This window comes from Pseudomonas peli (assembly GCF_900099645.1).
In the GTDB taxonomy this organism is placed as follows: Bacteria; Pseudomonadota; Gammaproteobacteria; order Pseudomonadales; family Pseudomonadaceae; genus Aquipseudomonas; species Aquipseudomonas peli.
The window spans coordinates 64832-83426 of the sequence record NZ_FMTL01000001.1; the positions used below are offsets into that span (position 1 = coordinate 64832).

Below are 18595 nucleotides of genomic sequence, written 5' to 3' on the forward strand. Positions count from 1 at the left end.
AACCGGTTCTTAACCTTGCAGGCGCTGACAGAACAGCGCCTGATGCTCACGGCATTGCGCAGCTGCGAGCAGGAATACGCCGTGACCGCCGCGTTCGAATTCCAGCCAGGTGAAATCGACTTCCGGGTACAGCGCTTCGACATGCACCTGGCTATTGCCGACTTCGATAATCAGCACGCCTTTTTCGGTCAGATGATCCGCCGCCTCGGCGAGCATGCGCCGCACCAGGTCCAGGCCATCGTCGCCGCAGGCCAGGCCCAGCTCAGGCTCGTGCTGGTATTCGGCCGGCATATCGGCGAAATCCTCGGCATCCACATAAGGTGGGTTGGATACGATCAGGTCAAAACGCTGGCCTGGCAGTCCAGCAAAACCGTCGCCCTGCACGGTGTACACGCGGTCCTCAAGGCCGTGGCGCTCGATGTTCTGATTGGCCACTTCCAGCGCCTCAAACGACAGATCACCCAGCACCACTTCAGCCTCGGGAAACTCGTAAGCACAGGCAATGCCAATGCAGCCCGAGCCGGTGCACAAATCGAGAATCCGCGCCGGTTCCATCGCCAGCCAGGGCTCGAAGTGCTGCTCGATCAACTCGCCAATCGGTGAGCGTGGAATCAGCACACGCTCATCAACAATGAACGGCATGCCGCAGAACCAAGCCTCACCCAGCAGGTATGCGGTCGGTACGCGCTCATCGATGCGCCGTGCGAGCAAAGCATGCAGGTGCGCATGTTCGGCGTCTTCCAGGCGGCAATCGAGGTAACTGTCGGCAATTTCGTAAGGCAGGTGCAGGGCACCGAGCACCAGCTGGCGGGCTTCATCCCAGGCATTGTCGGTGCCGTGGCCGAAGAACAGCTCCTCGCCATGAAAACGACTGACTGCCCAGCGAATGTAGTCACGCACGGTACGCAGGCGGGTTGGGTAGGCATGTGTAGCGTCAGTCACGGCAGCTCTCCACAAAAAAGTGCGCCATTCTAGCAGCCTGGCGCGCCCACTCGCGCCGGGTGTGCGTTCGTTAAGCCGCGCGACGCATTGCTGACTATATAGGCCGCTACAGTCACAAAGTAGGCCTGCCCAAGCCCCATGCGCATCAGTATAATTTTGTTACCAATTCCAAACCCTTCCCCTCCCTTCTCAAGACATTCCTAAAAATGGTCATAGATCCGTTCTCGATCACGGGCTTGCTCGTGCTGGCGATATTTTTGATTGGCATGACGCTAATCGTTTTTGAAGCACAACTGGAGATGGATAAGTTCAAGCCGGCGATGTTCATGATGTCCGGCTTGGTCGTTATCGGTGCCCACTACGCGCTTTACGACCCCAATGGTTTTCAGTTCTTTCTGCATGCGCAGAGCGAGATCAAGGAAGAACTGTTCGGCCTGATCGCCTTTATGGCGTTTATGTGGATGGTGGTCGAGCTGCTCAACGAGAGGAACGTCTTCACTGCACTCAATGGCTACCTGATGCGCAAAGGCCTCGGTGCGCGCGGTATGTTCTGGGCCACAGGCGCGCTGTCGGCGCTGCTCTCACCATTTCTCAACAACATCACCACCGCAATGATCTTCGGCAAGACGGTAAAAAACATCTCAACCAATCAGCGCTATACCCATATCTCGCTGTGCAACATCGTGGTCGCCTCCAATTCCGGGGTGTGGTTCCTTGGCACATCGACCAGCCTGATGGTGGTGCTGGCCGGCAAGATCAGCATCGCCGGCCTGCTGTTGCTGATCCCCTCCGCCTTGATCGGCTGGTTGCTGTTTGCCGCGACCCTGCATTTCTTTTACCTGCGCAAACTCACTGGCCAGGACTTGATTCAAGTGGCTGACCAGGCCGAATCCGCACTCAAACCCGGCGGCGCAGGCCTGGCGATAGTCGGTTTCTTCGCCGTATTTGGCGCGGTGCTGTGCAATATCGTGCTGAAAGTCAGCATCGAGTTTGCCATAGGCATCGGCCTGGGGATCGTCGCCCTGTATGCCTGGCTGCTGATGCGCCGCGGCATTGAATTGCCGTGGCAGGATCAACTGCAAAAGGTCGAGTGGAACGCGCTGCTGTTCTTTATCGGCATCATCACTTCAGTGGCCTGCCTTAACCACGTCGGCTGGTTGTCATATATCTCGCAGCTGTTTGAAGTGATGCACCCCACCGCCGTTAACGTGGTGCTCGGGGTCGCGTCCGGTGTTATGGACAACGTGCCTGTGGAAGCGGCTGCGCTGATGTCCAACCCGCAAATGGGCCTCAATCAATGGGCGCTGAATGCGCTGATGGTAGGGATTGGCGGCTCGCTGACGGTGGTCGGCTCCGCTGCGGGAGTCATGGCGATGTCGCTGGACAAGACCTACAGCTTCGCAGTGCACCTGAAGTTTCTGCCGGCCATTCTGGTCAATTTCTTCGGCTCGCTGGGTATCTGGTACCTGCAGTTCGAACTGTTTGGCCTGTACTAAAACGAAAGCGCCAGGGCATGCCCTGGCGTTTGTCGATGAATGCGGCGTTGGCGCACACCACCATTAGTCTCGTTTAAGGTGCAATTCGCGCAGCACAGCGATGGAAATCGCCACGGCAAACAACAGCCAGAAATGTTCGGAAAACAGTGCAATCAGGCTCATATTGCAGCTCCTTTGCTTGAAATAGCCGTTCCTCGGCAGCACCTCGATTCTGCTCGCCGGATAGGCAGCACGCAAGATCATCGACCACAAAGGTTCACAGCAGCGCAGCACAGGCGGACAATAGACCCACTGTCCATGCCAGCCTGGAGTTCCTGCCATGTCCGCCCCTAAAACCATGTTCGCCCTCACTGGCCGCGGCCATGCCCCCGCCAGCCTGAGCAATGCGACCTTGCTGATCATCGATGCGCAAGAGGAATACCGCAGCGGCGTTTTGCAACTCCCAGGGCTGGATGCAGCGTTGGAAGAAATCGCCAAACTGCTCGCAGCCGCTCGCGCACAAGGCAGTGCCATTGTTCACGTCAAACACTTGGGTATTCCTGACGGCCTGCTCGACCCACGCGGCCCACGTGGCCATCACCTGCCGGAAGCTGCTCCGCTGCCGGGGGAGCTGGTCATTGAGAAACGCATGCCCAACGCATTCAACGGCACCGACTTGCACGAGCGCCTACAGGCCTTAGGACATCTGGACCTGATCGTCTGCGGCTTTATGACTCATTCGAGCATCAGCACCACCGTGCGCGCCACCAAGGACTATGGTTACCGCTGCACCGTAGTCGATGCCGCCTGCGCCACCCGTGACCTGCCAACCCCAGACGGCCACGTCATCAGCGCGGCCGACATGCACCGTGCCGAGATGATCGCCCTGGGCGACAATTTCGCAGCAGTGGTGCCGCGCGCCAGTGCGCTGATCTGATTCACCGCCAGCGAGCAGCAGTTCGCAACGTGCACAGCGCCTGAACGGCGAAGTTGAACCCCGCCAGCCCCGGCCGGTCATACCGCCGATAGCCACCGAGGAACTTGGCATGAGGAAATCGGAATGAAACACGCCGATGGTTTTGATGCACGCCGCCTGCGCCCACGCAATGCCAGCAACTGGCGCCTGCGCCTGGGCGCTGGCCTAGCAGCGTTGTTTGCCACATTCGGCATACTGCTGAGCATGGCAGGAATCGCCACCCTGCTCGGCCAACCTGCTGCGCTCGGCCCACTGAACGAATCGCCAGCCGCCGCCAGCGTTTTTGTAGTGATTGGGCTGCTGTTGCTGACCTTCGGCGTGCTGCTCTGGCGCCGCTGCCGACGCCGCCTGCGCCGTCCCAGCGACCTAAGCATGGCCCCACATCTGATGAAAAAGCGCGACTGAGTGCCGGACAGCTTGGTTACACTAACGGCCTTCGCGGATATCTAGGGTCTGTTACCGTTTTGTCGCGAGCCGCGTTGCCGCGTAAAATCTCGCCAGGCTAGGCGGAGGACGCAGGTAATGGTCGCTCCCTTGCCAAGACCTCCAACACCGCATGGCGAGATTTTTCGCGCAACCCGAAGGGCCGGGCCTGTTTTAGCGCGATACTGCGTTTCTCGACACTCATTTGGAACACCAAACTTCGCGTCTCGTGCCTTGCCTCGCGCTAAAACAGGCTCCGGCGCAGCCACGACAAAACGGTAACAGACCCTAAATGCAAGACGACGATTTTTCCCTATTCAAAGCCGAGTTGCGCGGCGTCAAACCGATCAAGCATGACCGCGCCGACACCGGCAAACCAAAATCCAACCGCGCCCAGCTGGCCACCCTGCGCCAGGCTGCTACGGCGCGCGTGGATTCAATCAAGGTCGACGGCCTGTCCGACCAGTTCGTGATCGACGTCGGCGCCGAAGACCCGCTGTACTGGGCCGGCAACGGCGTGCAGGACGGCCAGATGCGCAAGCTCAAACTGGGCCAAATCAGTTTCGAAGGCAGCCTTGACCTGCACGGCATGAGCGTGGAAAAAGCCCGCGACACCCTGTGGGAATTTATCGCCGAGGCCAACAAACTGGAGGTGCGCTGCGTGCGCATTACCCACGGCAAGGCGGTGCGCATGGACGGCCGCAAACCGATGATCAAAAGCCACGTCAACACCTGGCTGCGCCAACACCCACAAGTGCTCGGTTTCACCTCCTGCCTGGCCAAACACGGCGGCACCGGCGCGGTGTATGTGATGCTCAAGCGCACCATGATGGATGGCCGCGACGAATAAGCCCCTGCGGCTGGCGGCCTGCGCACTTGCCAGCCCGACCCTCGCGGCCTAACCTGCGCCCTTCAGAAAGACCTACGAGATTGTCCATGTCCCTGGAACAGCAATACACCGAGATCCTTGGCCAACTTGGCGAAGACGTATCCCGCGAAGGCCTGCTCGACACGCCCAAGCGCGCCGCCAAAGCCATGCAGTACCTGTGCAAGGGCTATCAGCAGACCCTCGAAGAAGTCACCAACGGCGCGCTGTTCAGCTCCGACAACAGCGAAATGGTGCTGGTGAAGAACATCGAGCTGTACTCGCTGTGTGAACACCACCTGCTGCCTTTTATCGGCAAGGCCCATGTCGCCTATATCCCCAACGGCAAGGTGCTCGGTCTGTCGAAAGTCGCCCGCATCGTCGACATGTACGCACGCCGCCTGCAGATCCAGGAAAACCTCAGCCGGCAGATCGCCGAAGCCATCCAGCAGGTCACAGGCGCCCTCGGCGTAGCAGTGGTGATCGAAGCGCAGCACATGTGCATGATGATGCGCGGCGTGGAGAAGCAGAATTCCTCCATGGTCACCTCGGTGATGCTCGGCGAGTTCCGTGAAAACGCCGCCACACGCAGTGAGTTCCTCAGCCTGATCAATAACTGATCAAGCTCTGAGTCAGAAGAAACCGGCCCTGCGCCGGTTTTTTTCTGCCTGCACATCCTCAAGGCAAGCGGCGAGATTCCGCCAAAAGCCGCAATAAATCCGCCCGAGCATGGCGAGATCACGCCACCTAGAGCCGTCGAGCAAACCCGTGCAACTGCGGCAGCGCGCCGCAGTCCAACGCTTTGCAGTGGCGGGCATGCTTCTTGCGATTAGCCCAGGCAACGCCAGTCGCCGCGCCTTGGGCCGCTGCCGTTATGCACACGACGCCCTGCACACCCTGCCCCGCGCCTGTCGCTCGCCGACGGGCCAGCACGCTTTTGCCACACGCCTGATCCCGTGTCGGCGCAGGCCGTCACTTTGACTTCACCGATTGAAATGGTTGGTTTAATGAAAAAGCTCCTATTGACCCTGCTGTGCCTGAGCGTGATCGGCTGCGCCAAGCACCCCGAGCCGGAAAAATCCGTGGATGTTCTGCTGATTGGCGGCGGCATCATGAGTGCCAGCCTGGGCACCTACCTCAATGAACTGGAGCCCGGCTGGAGCATCGACATTTACGAACGCCTCGACCGCGTCGCCGATGAAAGCTCCAATGCTTGGAACAACGCCGGCACCGGCCACTCGGCCTTCTGCGAGCTGAACTACACCCCCGAGCTGGCCGATGGCAGCATCGATATCAGCAAGGCGGTGGCAATCAACGAGTCCTTCGAGATCTCCAAACAGTTCTGGGCCTATCAGGTTGAACGCAAGGTGCTGAACAATCCGCCTTCGTTTATCAACAACGTGCCGCACATGAGCTTTGTCTGGGGTGATGACAACGTCGAGTTCCTCAAGAAGCGCCATGCCGCACTGCAAGCCAGTTCGCTGTTCCGTGGCATGGAATATTCCGAAGACCCTCAGCAGATCAAGCAGTGGGTACCGCTGGTGATGGAAGGCCGCGAGCCTGGGCAGAAGCTTGCCGCCACCCGCGTATCGATCGGCACCGACGTCAACTTTGGTGAAATCACCCGCCAGCTGTTCGATTCGCTGAGCCAGCAGGACAACGTCAGCCTTAACCTGCAGCATGAAGTGCGCGGTATTGAGCGCAATGCCGACAACACCTGGAACGTGCAGGTGGCCGACCTGGCCAACGGCGGCGCCGAGAAAACCATCAACGCCAAGTTTGTGTTTATCGGCGCCGGCGGCGCCGCGCTGAAGCTGCTGCAGATGTCCGGCATCAGCGAGGCCGAAGGCTATGCTGGCTTCCCGGTCGGCGGCTCGTTCCTAGCCACCAGCAACCCGGAAATCGTCGCGCAGCATCAGGCCAAGGTCTACGGCAAAGCTTCGGTCGGTTCGCCGCCGATGTCCGTGCCGCACCTCGACACTCGTGTAATCGAGGGCCAGAAGGTGCTGCTGTTCGGACCGTTCGCCACCTTCTCCACAAAGTTCCTGAAAAATGGCTCGCTACTCGATACCTTCAGCGCCCTGACCACTGACAACATCCTGCCAATGACCCACGCCGGCATCGATAATTTCTCGCTCAGCACCTACCTGATGGGCCAGCTGATGCTTAGCCAGGAAGACCGCATGGATTCGCTGCGCGAGTACTTCCCCAATGCCAAATCGGAGGATTGGGAACTGATCCAGGCGGGTCAGCGCGTGCAGATCATCAAGAAAGACGCCGAACACGGCGGCATTCTGCAGTTCGGCACCGAAGTGGTCAGCGCCGCTGATGGCAGCATCGCCGCGCTGCTCGGTGCCTCGCCAGGCGCCTCGACCGCCGCACCGATCATGCTCTCGGTGCTGGAGAAGACCTTCAAGGACGAGATGCAGAGCCCAGAATGGCAAACCAAGCTGAAAGAAATCATCCCGTCCTACGGCCAAAAGCTGAATGACGACCTGGCGCTGACTAATCAGACCCGCGCCTGGAGCAGCGAACGCCTGCAACTGGAGTTCGTTGAAGTGCCACCGCTGGCCCTCACCCCAGAGGTCAGCCAGGCGCAGTAAAGCGCCTGCTGGGCAATGCAGATTGCCCGAAGCACTGTTTACCGTCGCTACGGCGACACACCCTGTAGCCATGGATGGCGTGCAATAAAAAACCGGCCACAAGCCGGTTTTTTATTGCACTGTGAAAACCTACTGGCCCTTGAACGGCACCCGAGGCTTGGTGCGTAAAGGGTCGAGCAGGCCCGACAGGCCGTTGTGGTCGATCTCCTGCATCAGCGCCAGCAGCCGGCCGATTTCACCCTGGGGGAAACCTTCACGGGCAAACCAGTTGAGGTAGTTACCCGGCAGATCGGCGAGCAAACGGCCTTTGTATTTGCCAAACGGCATTTCGCGGGTCACCAGCAGCAACAGGTCTTCGGGTTTCATCGCAGGCTCAGCAGGGTCAGGCAATCGAGCGCAAATTATGCCGTTCGACCGGGAGCACGGCCAGCGCCGGGCCAATCGCAGCAAACTCGGGTAAGCTGCGCGCCCGTATTTAGCTACCCAAGGTTTGCCCCCGCATGATTATCAAGGCACTGCGCATTGGCCTCGGCCAGTTGATCATCTTCCTCGACTGGATCAGCCGTCCGGCCAAGCTTAAACGCACCCCAGAAGCTCAGGCTGCGGTCGAGCAAAGCGCCAGCAACCTCGCGCTGTACCAGTTCCACGCCTGCCCGTTCTGCGTAAAAACCCGCCGCACCCTGCACAAGCTGAATGTGCCAGTGGCCCTGCGCGACGCCAAGAACGACGCCCAGGCGCGCAGCGAACTGGAGCAGCAAGGCGGCAAGATCAAGGTGCCGTGCCTGCGCATCGAAGAAAACGGCCAGAGCACCTGGCTGTACGAGTCCAAAGCGATCATCGCTTATCTCGATGAGCGCTTCGCTGCAGTTTGAAAAAACAACCGGGGCCGCTTAGCGGCCCCGGTTGTTTCAGCGCTATAGCTGATCACTCAGCCCAGCCATTCAGTTCGCCAACACGCGTACCTTGCCGACCATTCCGGCCTGGTAGTGGCCGGGAATCAGGCAAGCAAAATCGAATTCACCGACGCGATTGAAGGTCCAGACAACCTCCTCCTGCTGTCCCGGCGCAACATGCGTCATATCCGCTGAGTCATGCTGCATGCCCGCAGATGTCGCCATCATCGCAGCATGCGCCTGTAACTCAGCCTGGGTGCCGAGCACGAACTCGTGCATAACCTGCCCCTCGTTGCGATGAACAAAGCGGATGGTTTCGCCCTGCTTGACGTCAAGCTGATCGGGGCTGAAACGCATCTGATCACTCATGCTGATCTCGATGGTACGACTGACCTGCTCCGGCTCGCCGGCAATCCCCCAGGCCTTCTGCTGCTTGGCCGGCACTGCCGCGTGATGCCCGCCGTGATGCTCGCCAGCGGCCAACGCAGCGCCGCTGCCCAACAGCAGCACCAGACTCAACAGCAAGGCAACGGAATTTGAAGATGCACTCATGGTTAATTTCTCGGAGTAAAAACTGAATAAACGCTGTGAGCAGACCGCTCCACAGAGCTGCCCAAACACAGCAACACGATGTTCAGACGAAAAATAACCGAGGCGGACGTTCGAGGGGTTCGCTGATAAAGCCGACAAACTGATCCAGTCGCGCCAGGGACGGCTCGACTGCTTGCAGTGGAGAATTACTGACAACCACCGCGCTCAGGGCCACCGCACCGACACAGAACGCGCAAAGGCTGCACAGGCTGTTATCGGCGGCAGGTAGGGACTTGCTGGAGTTATCGCCGGCGTGATGTTCGCCATGGGCAGACGCCTCAGCCGGCTGAGCCATGACCATCGCGCCCGGATGGTGCGCCGCCATTTGCGCATCAGCCTTGGCCATCGCCCCGCTCTGCTGGGTTACCGCGCATAACTGCATGTTGAGAGCGGCCATGCTCTGCGCTGGCAAGGCGAGCATCAGCATGCAAATCAGGGCAGTTCGCAGTGAGCGCATGGCGTTGGATGTTGTCGTGGCAAAGATATGGAGACGGATTATCCGCCCAACAGCAGCTTTGTCCATGCCTGAGCATGGGCAAAAGCCCCCGCAGCTGGCTATGATCGGAGCCCATGACCAACACCCCACCCTTGCGCCAACCCTGCCCACCCGGTGCCTGCGATTGCGGGCGCGAGCAGCTGTTGCAGCAAGCCAATAGCGATGTCCGTATCCTTTTGCTCACCCGCACCGAGGAAAAGCGCCTGCTAGAGCGCCTGGAGAACCTTGAGAGCCTGGCGGACCTGGAGAAGCTGCAGCGGCGCATCTACGAACAACTCGGCGTGCGTGTTGCGGTTGCCCCAGGCTTCAATGAAGTACGCAGCATGCGCGGCATTGCGATTCAGATCGATGAGTTGCCCGGGCTGTGCCGCAAAACCCGCCAGGCCATTCCCACCGCCATTCGCCGCGGGTTTGAAAAGCGCCCGCAGATCGCCTACGACCTGCTGAACGCCCATGATCTGTTTCGCGATATTTAAGGAGCTGGCTAAGAGGGTCGTAAGCTGACCAAAAAGGCCAGACGCCGGTCGACTGCATAAGCCGAAAACCCCGCGGTTGACAGGCCGGTAAAAATCAGCAGAATCGCCGCCCCTTTTCCACGGATGGAAGTTCCTCGTGCAACGGATTGTGATTTTGGGCAATGCCGGCAGCGGCAAGTCCACACTGGCGCGGGCCTTGGGCAAGCGCATCGGCGCACCCGTCGTGCATCTCGACACCCTGTTCTGGGAGCCCGGCTGGATCGAACCCGACGCGGCGCAGTTCCGTGAAAGGGTCCGCGATGCGCTCAGAACGGAGGCCTGGATCTGCGAAGGCAACTACGCCCGCCGCACCTTCGACCTGCGCCTGCCAGCGCCGACCTGATCATCTGGCTGGATACGCCGCGCCTGTCCTGCCTTAGGCGCGTCATCGTGCGTAGCGTCTTGAACCGACCGCGCCCCGACCTTCCGGCTGGCTGTAGAGAGCAACTCGACCGGGCATTTCTGGATTTTCTTAAATTCGTCTGGCAGTTCGACCATGGCTACCGCCAAGGTATCGAGGCAGTGCGCATGGCCATCGGCCCGACCTTGCCAACAGTGCATCTACGAGGCGGTCGAGAGATTGCCGCCTTCCTGGCTCAGTTGCACGCAACACCTGCAACCCGGCCCAGTTCGATCAACTGACGACCCGAATAAAGGGATTATTACTCGTGGCAAAACACTTCATTCGCCCGCTCGCGCTGTGCATTTTTCATCATCAGGGGAAAATACTGGTCAACCAATTCCACGACGCCGATGAGAACCGGACGCTCTTTCGCCCCATTGGTGGCGGCATTGAATTCGGCGAAAGGAGTCACGACGCCATCGTCCGCGAAGTGCAGGAAGAACTGGGTCGCTCGATCAGCGACATTCGCCTGATTGGCACGCTGGAAAGCATCTTCACCTACGCAGGCAAGCCGGGGCACGAGATTGTTCAGGTCTACGATGCCAGGTTTGACGACGCAGAGGTCTATGAACAACCCTGGCTAGACGGCCACGAAAGCGATGGCGCGCCGTTCAGAGCCGCGTGGCACTCCAGCGCCAGCTTCACCCCGGCATCACCGCTGGTACCGGAAGGGCTCTACGACCTGCTCAAGCGCGCAATGCTGCTGTGACGGCGCAAAAGTAGGCTGGGGCTGGCCGTATGCCAATCAAGGTGATGCGGGCATACGGCGCAACTCTCGAACGCTCTCAAGGTACTTCCCTGCACTCTCGCTTCGAATGGCAACACCGCCTGGCGCTGACATTCCCCGAATCGACTACCGCCCTCGCCCCGCCAGAATGCGCGTTGCGCCCTGGGTTTTCTGGCAGTACCAAAAGACGCGGCTGACGCCACGGGTGATCGCCACATAGGCCAGGCGCAGGCTTTCATCCTGCATCGCCTGGTCGTAGCTGTTGCTGAAGAAGCCCGAACAGCCATACAGCGCATTGCGCAGCGGGTGTGACTCGGGCGGTTGGCACTCATCAAGGATGATCGCCACTTCGGCCTGCAAGCCCTTGGCGCGGTGGACGGTGTAGGCCTTGACCGGCAGTTTCTTGTCCAGCTGCGCGGTGATGGCCTGCAGCGGTTCGTTGCGCCGACTGAGCAGCAGCACGGCATTACGTTCGCGGCTGTTACGCGCGGCGGCGTAGGCGCATTGTTCGCGGATCTGCTTGAGTAACTCCGGCAAACGCGCCTTGCTGTCAAAACGCTGAATCAGACGCACGCCGTGATCACCTGGCTGGGTAGCTTTGATCGCCTGACTGGCCTTCGCCTGTTTGTGCTGCACGTCGCCGAGCAGCGCTTCAGCATCACGGATAATCGGCTCAATCGAACGGTAGTTGTTGGCCAGGGTCAGCACGGCGCTGCGTTTGGCTTTGCCTTTACCGGGAAAGTGCCGGTCGAAGTCGATAAACAGCTGCGGCGAACTACCGCGCCAGCCGTAGATCGACTGCCAGTCATCGCCGATGGCCATCAGGCTAACGGTTGCCCCCTGCCCGACCAGGGTGCGCTGCACGGCCTGCAACCACTGCACGATCTGCGGCGAGATGTCCTGAAATTCGTCGATCAGCAGATGGCTAAATGGCGCCAGCAGCTGTGGCGAAACACTTTTCCCGTCGGCATTAAGTCGCGCCGTCAGCTCAGCAAAGGCGCCGTTAAACGTCATCAAACCCTGCGCCTGCAAAGCGCGCTCGAAGTACGGCCAGAACAGCCGCAATGCCTCAAGAAACTCACGCACTGGTATTGCAGTGTCGAGGCGTTGCGGCTGCATAGTCGACAGCTCAACGCCGATGCTTTCGGCAAACCCGGCCTGAGCGTAGAACGCTTCATAGAGCGGCGCAGCACTGAATTCGCCTGCCAGCTTATAGGTATCCAACGGCGCCTTGGGCAGGCGCTTGCCTGTATCGGATGGCGGCGGCAACTGCAGCAGGCTGTGCACCTTTTGCCGAAACGCCGGCTGCTCGGCATAGCACTGCTGGTAAGCCTGCTTAAGCAGACGCTGTTGGGCCGGCCGCAGGCGTCCGGCGCTCAGCGGGTTATCCAGTTCGCGGCTCGCCGCCTGTGGGTCATCCAGCTGTTCGAACCAGCGCGGGTTGTCCAGCAGACTCTTGGCCACGCTGCCCATGGCCGCGTGGAAGGTGCGCACGCACTGGCGCCCCTGCACAGCATCAAAGGGATAGTTGAAGAAGCACAACACCTTGAGCAGCTGTTCGCGCAGCTCGGCGCAGGAGGCATTGGTAAAGGAAATCACCGTCAGCTGCTCGGGCTTGATGCCCAGGTGACAGAACATAAATGCCACCCGCAGCACCAACGTGGTGGATTTGCCCGAGCCGGCTCCGGCGAAGATGCGCGTCAGCGGATGATTGCTGAGGATCATCGCCCACTGTTCATCCGATGGCGCACTGAGCAGCCCCGCCGTCACCGCCCGCGCCACCTGCTCGCGCATAGCCTGAGCTTGCTCGGCCTCGACTGTCAGCATGGCCGGCCCGTAAATGCCTTGAGTGCGTGGTTTACTGGCAGCGCGGCGCGGATTAGCCGACGGCTTCGCGCCAGCAGATTGACCCTTGCTAGCCGCTTTTTTGGCCCGTGGTGCAGGCTTTTTTAACTGCACCGCCGCTTCACGCTCGGCACGCAGATAAGCTGTGGTGTGTGGAAAGTAGCGCGCCAGTGCAGCGGACAACAGCCGCTTGTAGCGCTGAACAGCAGATGGCATTCGCGACCCAGCCAGAAGATAGATCGTTGAATGATAAGTGCTTTTTACGGCGAACTGGCGACTGAGCGGTGAGAAAGCGCAGCGCCTCTCACCGCTCAACTGATCCGACAGCTATCAGTCGAGCATACCGACATAACGCGGATGGCTGGCAACCCGCTCCAGCCAAGCGCGAATGGCCGGATAGGGCGTCAGATCAAAGCCGCCTTCATCCGCCACATGGGTGTAGGCGTACAGGGCGATATCGGCAATCGAGAAGTACTCGCCAACCAGATACGGCGTGCGCTGCAGCTGCTTCTCCATCACTTTGAGTGCCTTGTGACCGCGCACATGGCACTCTTCGTACTCACTGCGGCGCGCTTCAGGCAGGCCCTGATACAGCTGGATGAAGCGTGCCACCGCGACATAAGGCTCGTGGCTGTATTGCTCGAAAAACTGCCACTGCAGCACCTGGGTACGCAGACGCGGCTCGCTGGGCAGAAACGCGCTGCCATCGGCGAGGAAGTTGAGGATGGCATTGGACTCCCACAGGCAGGTGCCGTCGTCCAGCTCCAGCACGGGAATCTTGCCGTTGGGGTTCTTGGTCAGGAAGGCGTCGCTCTGGGTTTCGCCCTTGAGGATATCAATCGGGATCCACTCATAGGGCTGATCCAGCAGGTGCAGCATCAGCTTGACCTTGTAGCAGTTGCCCGAGCGGTAATCGCCATAGACCTTATACATATCGCCCTCCTCCTAACCTGCTTAACGCGTGGACTAGCTTGCTTGTGCCTGGCGAATCACCTCGGCCAGGCGCTTGAGGCCTTCACTCAGGCGCTCCGGCGCAACGTGGCTGAAGTTAAGCCGCAAATGCCCGGGGTTAGCGTCCGGATCAATAAAGAACGGTTCGCCCGGCATAAACGCCACGTTCTGCGCCAGCGCCGGCGCCAGCAGCGTACGCGTATCCAGCGGCTGCTTGAGGGTCAGCCAGAAGAACAGCCCACCTTGAGGAATCTGCCAGTCGGCCAGGTCGCTGAAATGCTCAACCAGCACGTCCTGCATGGCATCACGGCGCACCCGATAGAAATCACGCAATTCGGCCAAGTGTTCGCGGTAATGCCGCGTGCCCAGCCATTGCAGCGCCTGCCACTGACCAATACGGTTGGTATGCAGGTCAGCGGACTGTTTCAACCGCAGCAAGTAGGGGTACAGGTCTGGGGTGGCAATCAGGTAACCGACGCGCAGGCCAGGCAGCAGGGTTTTCGACACGGTGCCGGTGTAGATCCAGCTGGCCTGCTTAAGGCGGCTGACAATCGGCGTGGCGCTGCCATCATCAAACACCAGTTCACGGTAAGGCTCATCTTCGATCAGGGTCACGCCAAACTCATCGAGCAAGGCTGCCACCGCATCGCGCTTGGCTTCGCTGTAGCGCACCGCCGAAGGGTTCTGGAACGTTGGGATTAGATAGGCGAAAGCCGGCTTGTGGTTCTGCAGCCGCTCGCGCAACGCGTCGATCTGCGGGCCATCAGCCTCCTGCGGCACGGCGATGCAATCGGCACCAAACAGCTGAAACGCCTGCAATGCCGCGAGGTAAGTCGGCGCCTCCAGCAACACCTCGGTACCCGGATCGATAAACAGCTTGCTGGCCAGATCCAGGGTTTGCTGCGAACCGCTGACGATCAGCACCTGGCTGGCGTCACAGGGTACGCCCAAGGCGCGCGCCTCTTCAGCAATCGCTTCACGCAGCTCAGGCTCGCCTTCGCTGGTGCCATATTGCCCCATGCTGGTGGGCATATCCGCCCACTCCACCCGCGGCAACATCGGCTCGGCCGGTAGACCGCCGGCAAACGACATCACTTCTGGACACTGCGCGGCAGCCAGGATTTCACGGATCAAGGAGCTTTTCAGGCGGGCAACACGTTCGGAGAAGGCCATGGATACACCGGTAGCGAAGGCAAATAAAAATAGGTCAAACTGTTTGACCAAAGCTCTGTTTGACAGAAGCTACGACGATCAGCCTGGATACGTCAACATGCTTGACCTTAAAAATCCAAACACTCAACAGACCGCCATGGAAGCGTTCTTCTTCGGTTACCAGGCGTTTACCGCCAAGGCCGATGAGATGCTGGCGCGCCGCGGCCTGTCGCGCGTGCATCACCGCATTCTGTTCTTTATCGCCAAGTACCCCGGCTTGAGCATGAAAGAGCTGCTCGGCTACCTGGGAGTAAGCAAACAGGCACTGAATACCCCGCTGCGTCAGCTGCTGGAAATGAACCTGGTGCAGAGCCTTGCCGCTGAAGACGACAAGCGCAAACGCCTACTCGGCTTTACTGCTGAAGGCGCCAAGCTGGAACAGGCTCTGCGCCGTGAACAGGCCAAGCTGCTGCAGCGGGCGTTCAGTGAAGCCGGAGAAACAGCCGTGAGCGGCTGGTTACAGGTCAACCAAACCCTGCACAACAGCGCAAATGAAGGCTGAGAGGGCACCCTCGGCAAAACTGTACTGACGCCGCGACCGAGCCAACTAAAACTGTACCGCCCATTGCCTGCATCGCTGTACCGCGACGCTCTGAGCATCTCCCCCTAGGCTGATCAGCACTGCCCCTGAGTGCTGCGCCATGACCACCGAACTGCTGCTCGCCTTTATCGCCTTTGCCTTTGTCACCTCGGTGACACCGGGCCCTAACAATATGATGCTGCTCGCCAGCGGGGTGAATTTCGGCCTGCGCCGCAGCCTGCCGCACATGTTCGGCATCAGCCTGGGGTTTATGCTGCTGGTGGCTTCGGTCGGCCTCGGCTTGGGCCAGCTGTTCGAACAAGTGCCGCTGCTATATGACGTATTGCGCTATCTGGGCGCGGCCTACCTGCTGTACCTGGCCTGGAAAATTGCTAACTCCGGCGCACCAGACAGCCAAGCCACAACGCGCAGCAAACCTTTCAGCTTTCTCCAGGCAGCGGCCTTTCAGTGGGTTAACCCGAAAGCTTGGATCATGGCCATCGGCGCCATCACCACCTACACCCCGCAGGAAAATTTCGTGGTCAATGTGCTGCTGATCGCGGCGCTGTTCGCCCTGGTCAACTGCCCTAGCGTCGGCCTGTGGACGGTGGCCGGTAGCCTGCTGCGCAACTGGCTGAGCAACGCCCGAGCGCTGCGCGTGTTCAATATAGGCATGGCCTTGCTGCTGGTAGCCTCGCTGTACCCCATCTTCGCCGACACCGGACTGCTCTGATGCACGACCTGCCGCAAACCCGCCTACGGCCGCTGGCCGACACCTCGACCTCGGCGGTAGTCGCCGGGTTTATCGCCATGCTCACCGGCTACACCAGCTCGCTGGTGCTGATGTTCCAGGCTGGCCAGGCCGCAGGGCTGACCAACGGGCAGATTTCATCGTGGATCTGGGCGCTGTCGATTGGCATGGCGATCTGCTGCATCGGCCTGTCGCTGCGTTATCGCGCGCCGATCATGATCGCCTGGTCCACTCCTGGCGCGGCCCTGCTGATCACCAGTTTGCCCGGTGTGCCCTATAGCGAGGCAATTGGCGCCTATATCTTCGCTTCAGGGCTGATTGTACTGATCGGCCTGACGGGCACGTTTGACCGCCTGATGCGGCGCATTCCCGCCTCTATTGCTGCAGCGCTGCTGGCGGGCGTGCTGTTCAAAATCGGTCTGGAAATCTGCGTGGCCGCCGAACAGCAGCCGCTGCTAGTGGTGGCCATGCTGCTGGCGTACTTGGTTGGGAAACGGCTGCTACCGCGGTATGCCGTGCTGGCGGCACTGATTGTCGGCAGCGTGCTGGCTGCGGTCTTCGGCCTGCTCAATTTCGAGCAATTCGAGCTGCAAATGGCGGTGCCGGAATGGACCACACCGAGCTTCTCTCTGGCCGCCGCCATTAGCATCGGTATACCGCTATTTATCGTCGCCATGGCCTCGCAGAATCTGCCAGGCATGGCCGTGCTGCGTGCCAACGGATATGACGTTCCGGCCAGCCCGCTGCTCACCACCACCGGGCTGACATCCATGCTACTGGCGCCGTTCGGTAGCCACGGCATTCATATGGCGGCCATCAGCGCAGCGATCTGCGCCGGCCCGGAAGCCCACGAAGACCCGAAAAAACGCTACACCGCCGCCATCTGGTGCGGGGTGTTCTACGGCATCGCCGGCATCTTCGGCGCCACCCTGGCGGCGTTGTTTGCCGCGCTACCGAAAGCCCTGATCCTGTCCATCGCGGCACTGGCGCTGTTCGCTTCGATCATAGGCGGCCTGACCCAGGCCATGAGCGAGCCGAAAGAGCGTGAAGCGGCGCTGATCACCTTTCTGGTAACCGCCTCGGGCATGACCCTGTTCTCGGTGGGCTCGGCGTTCTGGGGGATTGTTGCGGGCTTGCTGACCTTGGCGATTCTTAACTGGGGCAAGCGAGACGCGTAATTAGCAGGTATAAAAACAGGCTTATGCATACACATAAGCCCGTTTTTGTTACAGCCGGTGCAATCAGCCGCGCTGACGCTTCGGCAGCACATCCTTAAGCTTGGCGTGCATGCCGCGCAGGGTTTTCTCGGTGCTTTCCCAATCGATGCACGCATCGGTAATGGACACGCCGTACTTGAGCTGGCTGAGGTCCTTGGGAATCGACTGGTTGCCCCAGCCCAGGTGGCTTTCCACCATCAGGCCGACGATCGACTGGTTGCCTTCGAGAATCTGGTTGGCGACGTTGTCCATCACCAGCGGTTGCAGAGCCGGATCCTTGTTGGAGTTGGCGTGGCTGCAATCGACCATGATGTTTGGGCGTATGCCGGCTTTGGTCAGTTCCTGCTCACAAACGGCAACACTCACCGAATCGTAGTTCGGCTTGCCGTTGCCACCACGCAGCACTACGTGGCCGTAGGCATTGCCTTTGGTGGTGACGATGGACACGCCACCTTCCTGGTTGATGCCGAGGAAACGGTGCGGGCTGGAAACCGACTGCAGGGCGTTGATCGCTACGGTCAGGCCGCCATCGGTGCCGTTCTTGAAGCCCACGGACGAAGACAGGCCCGAGGCCATCTCGCGGTGGGTTTGCGATTCGGTGGTGCGCGCGCCGATGGCCGACCAGCTGATCAGGTCCTGCAGGTACTGCGGGGAAATCGGGTCGAGGGCTTCGGTCGCGGTCGGCAGGCCCATTTCAGCCAGGTCACGCAGCAACTGGCGACCGATATGCAGGCCATCCTGAATCTTGAACGAGTCATCCATAAATGGATCGTTGATCAGGCCTTTCCAGCCGACAGTGGTACGCGGCTTCTCGAAATACACCCGCATAACCAGATACAGACTGTCCGAAACCTCGGCAGCCAGCGCCTTGAGGCGCTCGGCATACTCGTGGGCGGCCTTGATATCGTGGATCGAGCACGGCCCGACCACCACGAACAGGCGATGATCCTTGCCATCGAGAATATTGCGGATCACCTCACGACCGCTGGCAACCGTGCGCAGAGCAGCATCGGTCAGCGGAATTTCACGCTTGAGCTGTGCGGGGGTTATCAGGGTTTCGTTGGAGGCAACGTTCAGGTCATCAATCGGTAAATCAGCCATCGTGCTATTCATCAGTCAGAGTCATCAGGTCACGGGTGCCGGCCGCCAGCGATCCCCGTGTGGCGGAGCACAGCAATATGAGCACAGCG

20 protein-coding genes and 1 pseudogene are annotated in these 18595 nt (G+C 60.0%); 13 read left to right on the forward strand and 8 right to left on the reverse strand.

Annotation, left to right across the window (positions count from 1 at the left end; genetic code table 11):
• Positions 1 to 9 precede the first annotated feature (9 nt).
• A complete protein-coding gene (gene prmB / locus BLO50_RS00390; protein ID WP_090247842.1) occupies positions 10 to 942 on the reverse strand; it encodes a 50S ribosomal protein L3 N(5)-glutamine methyltransferase in 933 nt (310 codons plus the stop codon).
• 266 nt (positions 943 to 1208) lie between these two features.
• Between prmB and nhaD the strand changes: the two genes are divergently transcribed.
• The 6 genes from nhaD (at position 1209) to BLO50_RS00420 (ending at position 7284) form a co-directional block, all read left to right on the forward strand.
• Complete coding sequence (gene nhaD, locus BLO50_RS00395) at positions 1209 to 2438, forward strand: sodium:proton antiporter NhaD (protein ID WP_169852825.1); 1230 nt, start codon at positions 1209 to 1211, stop codon at positions 2436 to 2438.
• A 319-nt stretch (positions 2439 to 2757) separates the two neighbouring features.
• Entirely contained in the window at positions 2758 to 3354 is a 597-nt protein-coding gene (locus tag BLO50_RS00400; RefSeq protein ID WP_090247845.1) for a cysteine hydrolase family protein, read from the forward strand.
• Between the two features lie 123 nt (positions 3355 to 3477).
• Complete coding sequence (locus BLO50_RS00405; protein WP_090247847.1) at positions 3478 to 3798, forward strand: LPXTG cell wall anchor domain-containing protein; 321 nt, start codon at positions 3478 to 3480, stop codon at positions 3796 to 3798.
• 310 nt (positions 3799 to 4108) lie between these two features.
• On the forward strand, positions 4109 to 4666 hold the full coding sequence (locus BLO50_RS00410; protein WP_090247848.1) for a Smr/MutS family protein: 558 nt from the start codon (positions 4109 to 4111) through the stop codon (positions 4664 to 4666).
• An 86-nt stretch (positions 4667 to 4752) separates the two neighbouring features.
• Entirely contained in the window at positions 4753 to 5301 is a 549-nt protein-coding gene (folE, locus tag BLO50_RS00415) for a GTP cyclohydrolase I FolE (protein WP_090247849.1), read from the forward strand.
• 387 nt (positions 5302 to 5688) lie between these two features.
• Complete coding sequence (locus BLO50_RS00420; protein ID WP_090247850.1) at positions 5689 to 7284, forward strand: malate:quinone oxidoreductase; 1596 nt, start codon at positions 5689 to 5691, stop codon at positions 7282 to 7284.
• Between the two features lie 129 nt (positions 7285 to 7413).
• Here the strand turns inward: BLO50_RS00420 and BLO50_RS00425 are convergent, their stop codons facing one another.
• Positions 7414 to 7650: a DUF3820 family protein gene (locus BLO50_RS00425; RefSeq protein ID WP_090247851.1), complete on the reverse strand. Its 237-nt coding sequence runs from the start codon at positions 7648 to 7650 to the stop codon at positions 7414 to 7416.
• Between the two features lie 134 nt (positions 7651 to 7784).
• Here BLO50_RS00425 and BLO50_RS00430 point away from each other — a divergent pair, with 134 nt between their 5' ends.
• Positions 7785 to 8156, forward strand: a complete 372-nt coding sequence (locus BLO50_RS00430; protein WP_090247853.1) for a glutaredoxin family protein — start codon at positions 7785 to 7787, stop codon at positions 8154 to 8156.
• Between the two features lie 69 nt (positions 8157 to 8225).
• Here BLO50_RS00430 and BLO50_RS00435 read toward each other — a convergent pair whose 3' ends face one another.
• Entirely contained in the window at positions 8226 to 8729 is a 504-nt protein-coding gene (locus BLO50_RS00435) for a cupredoxin domain-containing protein (protein WP_090247855.1), read from the reverse strand.
• An 82-nt stretch (positions 8730 to 8811) separates the two neighbouring features.
• Positions 8812 to 9225: a hypothetical protein gene (locus tag BLO50_RS00440; RefSeq protein ID WP_090247856.1), complete on the reverse strand. Its 414-nt coding sequence runs from the start codon at positions 9223 to 9225 to the stop codon at positions 8812 to 8814.
• Positions 9226 to 9338: 113 nt separating this feature from the next.
• Between BLO50_RS00440 and BLO50_RS00445 the strand changes: the two genes are divergently transcribed.
• From BLO50_RS00445 to BLO50_RS00455, 3 genes and pseudogenes are all read left to right on the forward strand, one after another.
• Positions 9339 to 9740, forward strand: a complete 402-nt coding sequence (locus BLO50_RS00445; RefSeq protein ID WP_090247857.1) for a hypothetical protein — start codon at positions 9339 to 9341, stop codon at positions 9738 to 9740.
• 136 nt (positions 9741 to 9876) lie between these two features.
• Positions 9877 to 10421 (forward strand): annotated as a pseudogene (locus BLO50_RS00450) (P-loop NTPase family protein).
• A 26-nt stretch (positions 10422 to 10447) separates the two neighbouring features.
• Positions 10448 to 10891, forward strand: coding sequence for an NUDIX hydrolase (locus tag BLO50_RS00455; protein WP_090247859.1), 444 nt, complete (start codon positions 10448 to 10450; stop codon positions 10889 to 10891).
• A 144-nt stretch (positions 10892 to 11035) separates the two neighbouring features.
• Here the strand turns inward: BLO50_RS00455 and BLO50_RS00460 are convergent, their stop codons facing one another.
• From BLO50_RS00460 to BLO50_RS00470, 3 genes are all read right to left on the reverse strand, one after another.
• Positions 11036 to 12970 carry a DEAD/DEAH box helicase gene (locus tag BLO50_RS00460; protein WP_090247861.1) on the reverse strand — a complete coding sequence of 645 codons (1935 nt, stop codon included), beginning with the start codon at positions 12968 to 12970 and terminating at the stop codon, positions 11036 to 11038.
• 114 nt (positions 12971 to 13084) lie between these two features.
• On the reverse strand, positions 13085 to 13687 hold the full coding sequence (locus BLO50_RS00465; RefSeq protein WP_090247862.1) for a glutathione S-transferase family protein: 603 nt from the start codon (positions 13685 to 13687) through the stop codon (positions 13085 to 13087).
• Between the two features lie 33 nt (positions 13688 to 13720).
• The gene (locus BLO50_RS00470) at positions 13721 to 14878 is read right to left on the reverse strand and encodes an aminotransferase-like domain-containing protein (protein ID WP_090251081.1); all 1158 of its coding nucleotides are present in this window, start codon (positions 14876 to 14878) and stop codon (positions 13721 to 13723) included.
• Positions 14879 to 14975: 97 nt separating this feature from the next.
• Between BLO50_RS00470 and BLO50_RS00475 the strand changes: the two genes are divergently transcribed.
• From BLO50_RS00475 to BLO50_RS00485, 3 genes are all read left to right on the forward strand, one after another.
• Entirely contained in the window at positions 14976 to 15419 is a 444-nt protein-coding gene (locus BLO50_RS00475) for a MarR family winged helix-turn-helix transcriptional regulator (RefSeq protein ID WP_090247864.1), read from the forward strand.
• A 139-nt stretch (positions 15420 to 15558) separates the two neighbouring features.
• Positions 15559 to 16170 carry a LysE family translocator gene (locus BLO50_RS00480; RefSeq protein ID WP_090247865.1) on the forward strand — a complete coding sequence of 204 codons (612 nt, stop codon included), beginning with the start codon at positions 15559 to 15561 and terminating at the stop codon, positions 16168 to 16170.
• On the forward strand, positions 16170 to 17366 hold the full coding sequence (locus BLO50_RS00485; protein WP_090247867.1) for a benzoate/H(+) symporter BenE family transporter: 1197 nt from the start codon (positions 16170 to 16172) through the stop codon (positions 17364 to 17366). The genes BLO50_RS00480 and BLO50_RS00485 overlap by 1 nt, the downstream gene beginning before the upstream one ends.
• A 63-nt stretch (positions 17367 to 17429) precedes the next feature.
• On the opposite strand, the gene BLO50_RS00490 is transcribed toward BLO50_RS00485, so the two are convergent.
• The gene (locus BLO50_RS00490) at positions 17430 to 18506 is read right to left on the reverse strand and encodes a 3-deoxy-7-phosphoheptulonate synthase (protein ID WP_167141038.1); all 1077 of its coding nucleotides are present in this window, start codon (positions 18504 to 18506) and stop codon (positions 17430 to 17432) included.
• Positions 18507 to 18595 lie beyond the last annotated feature (89 nt).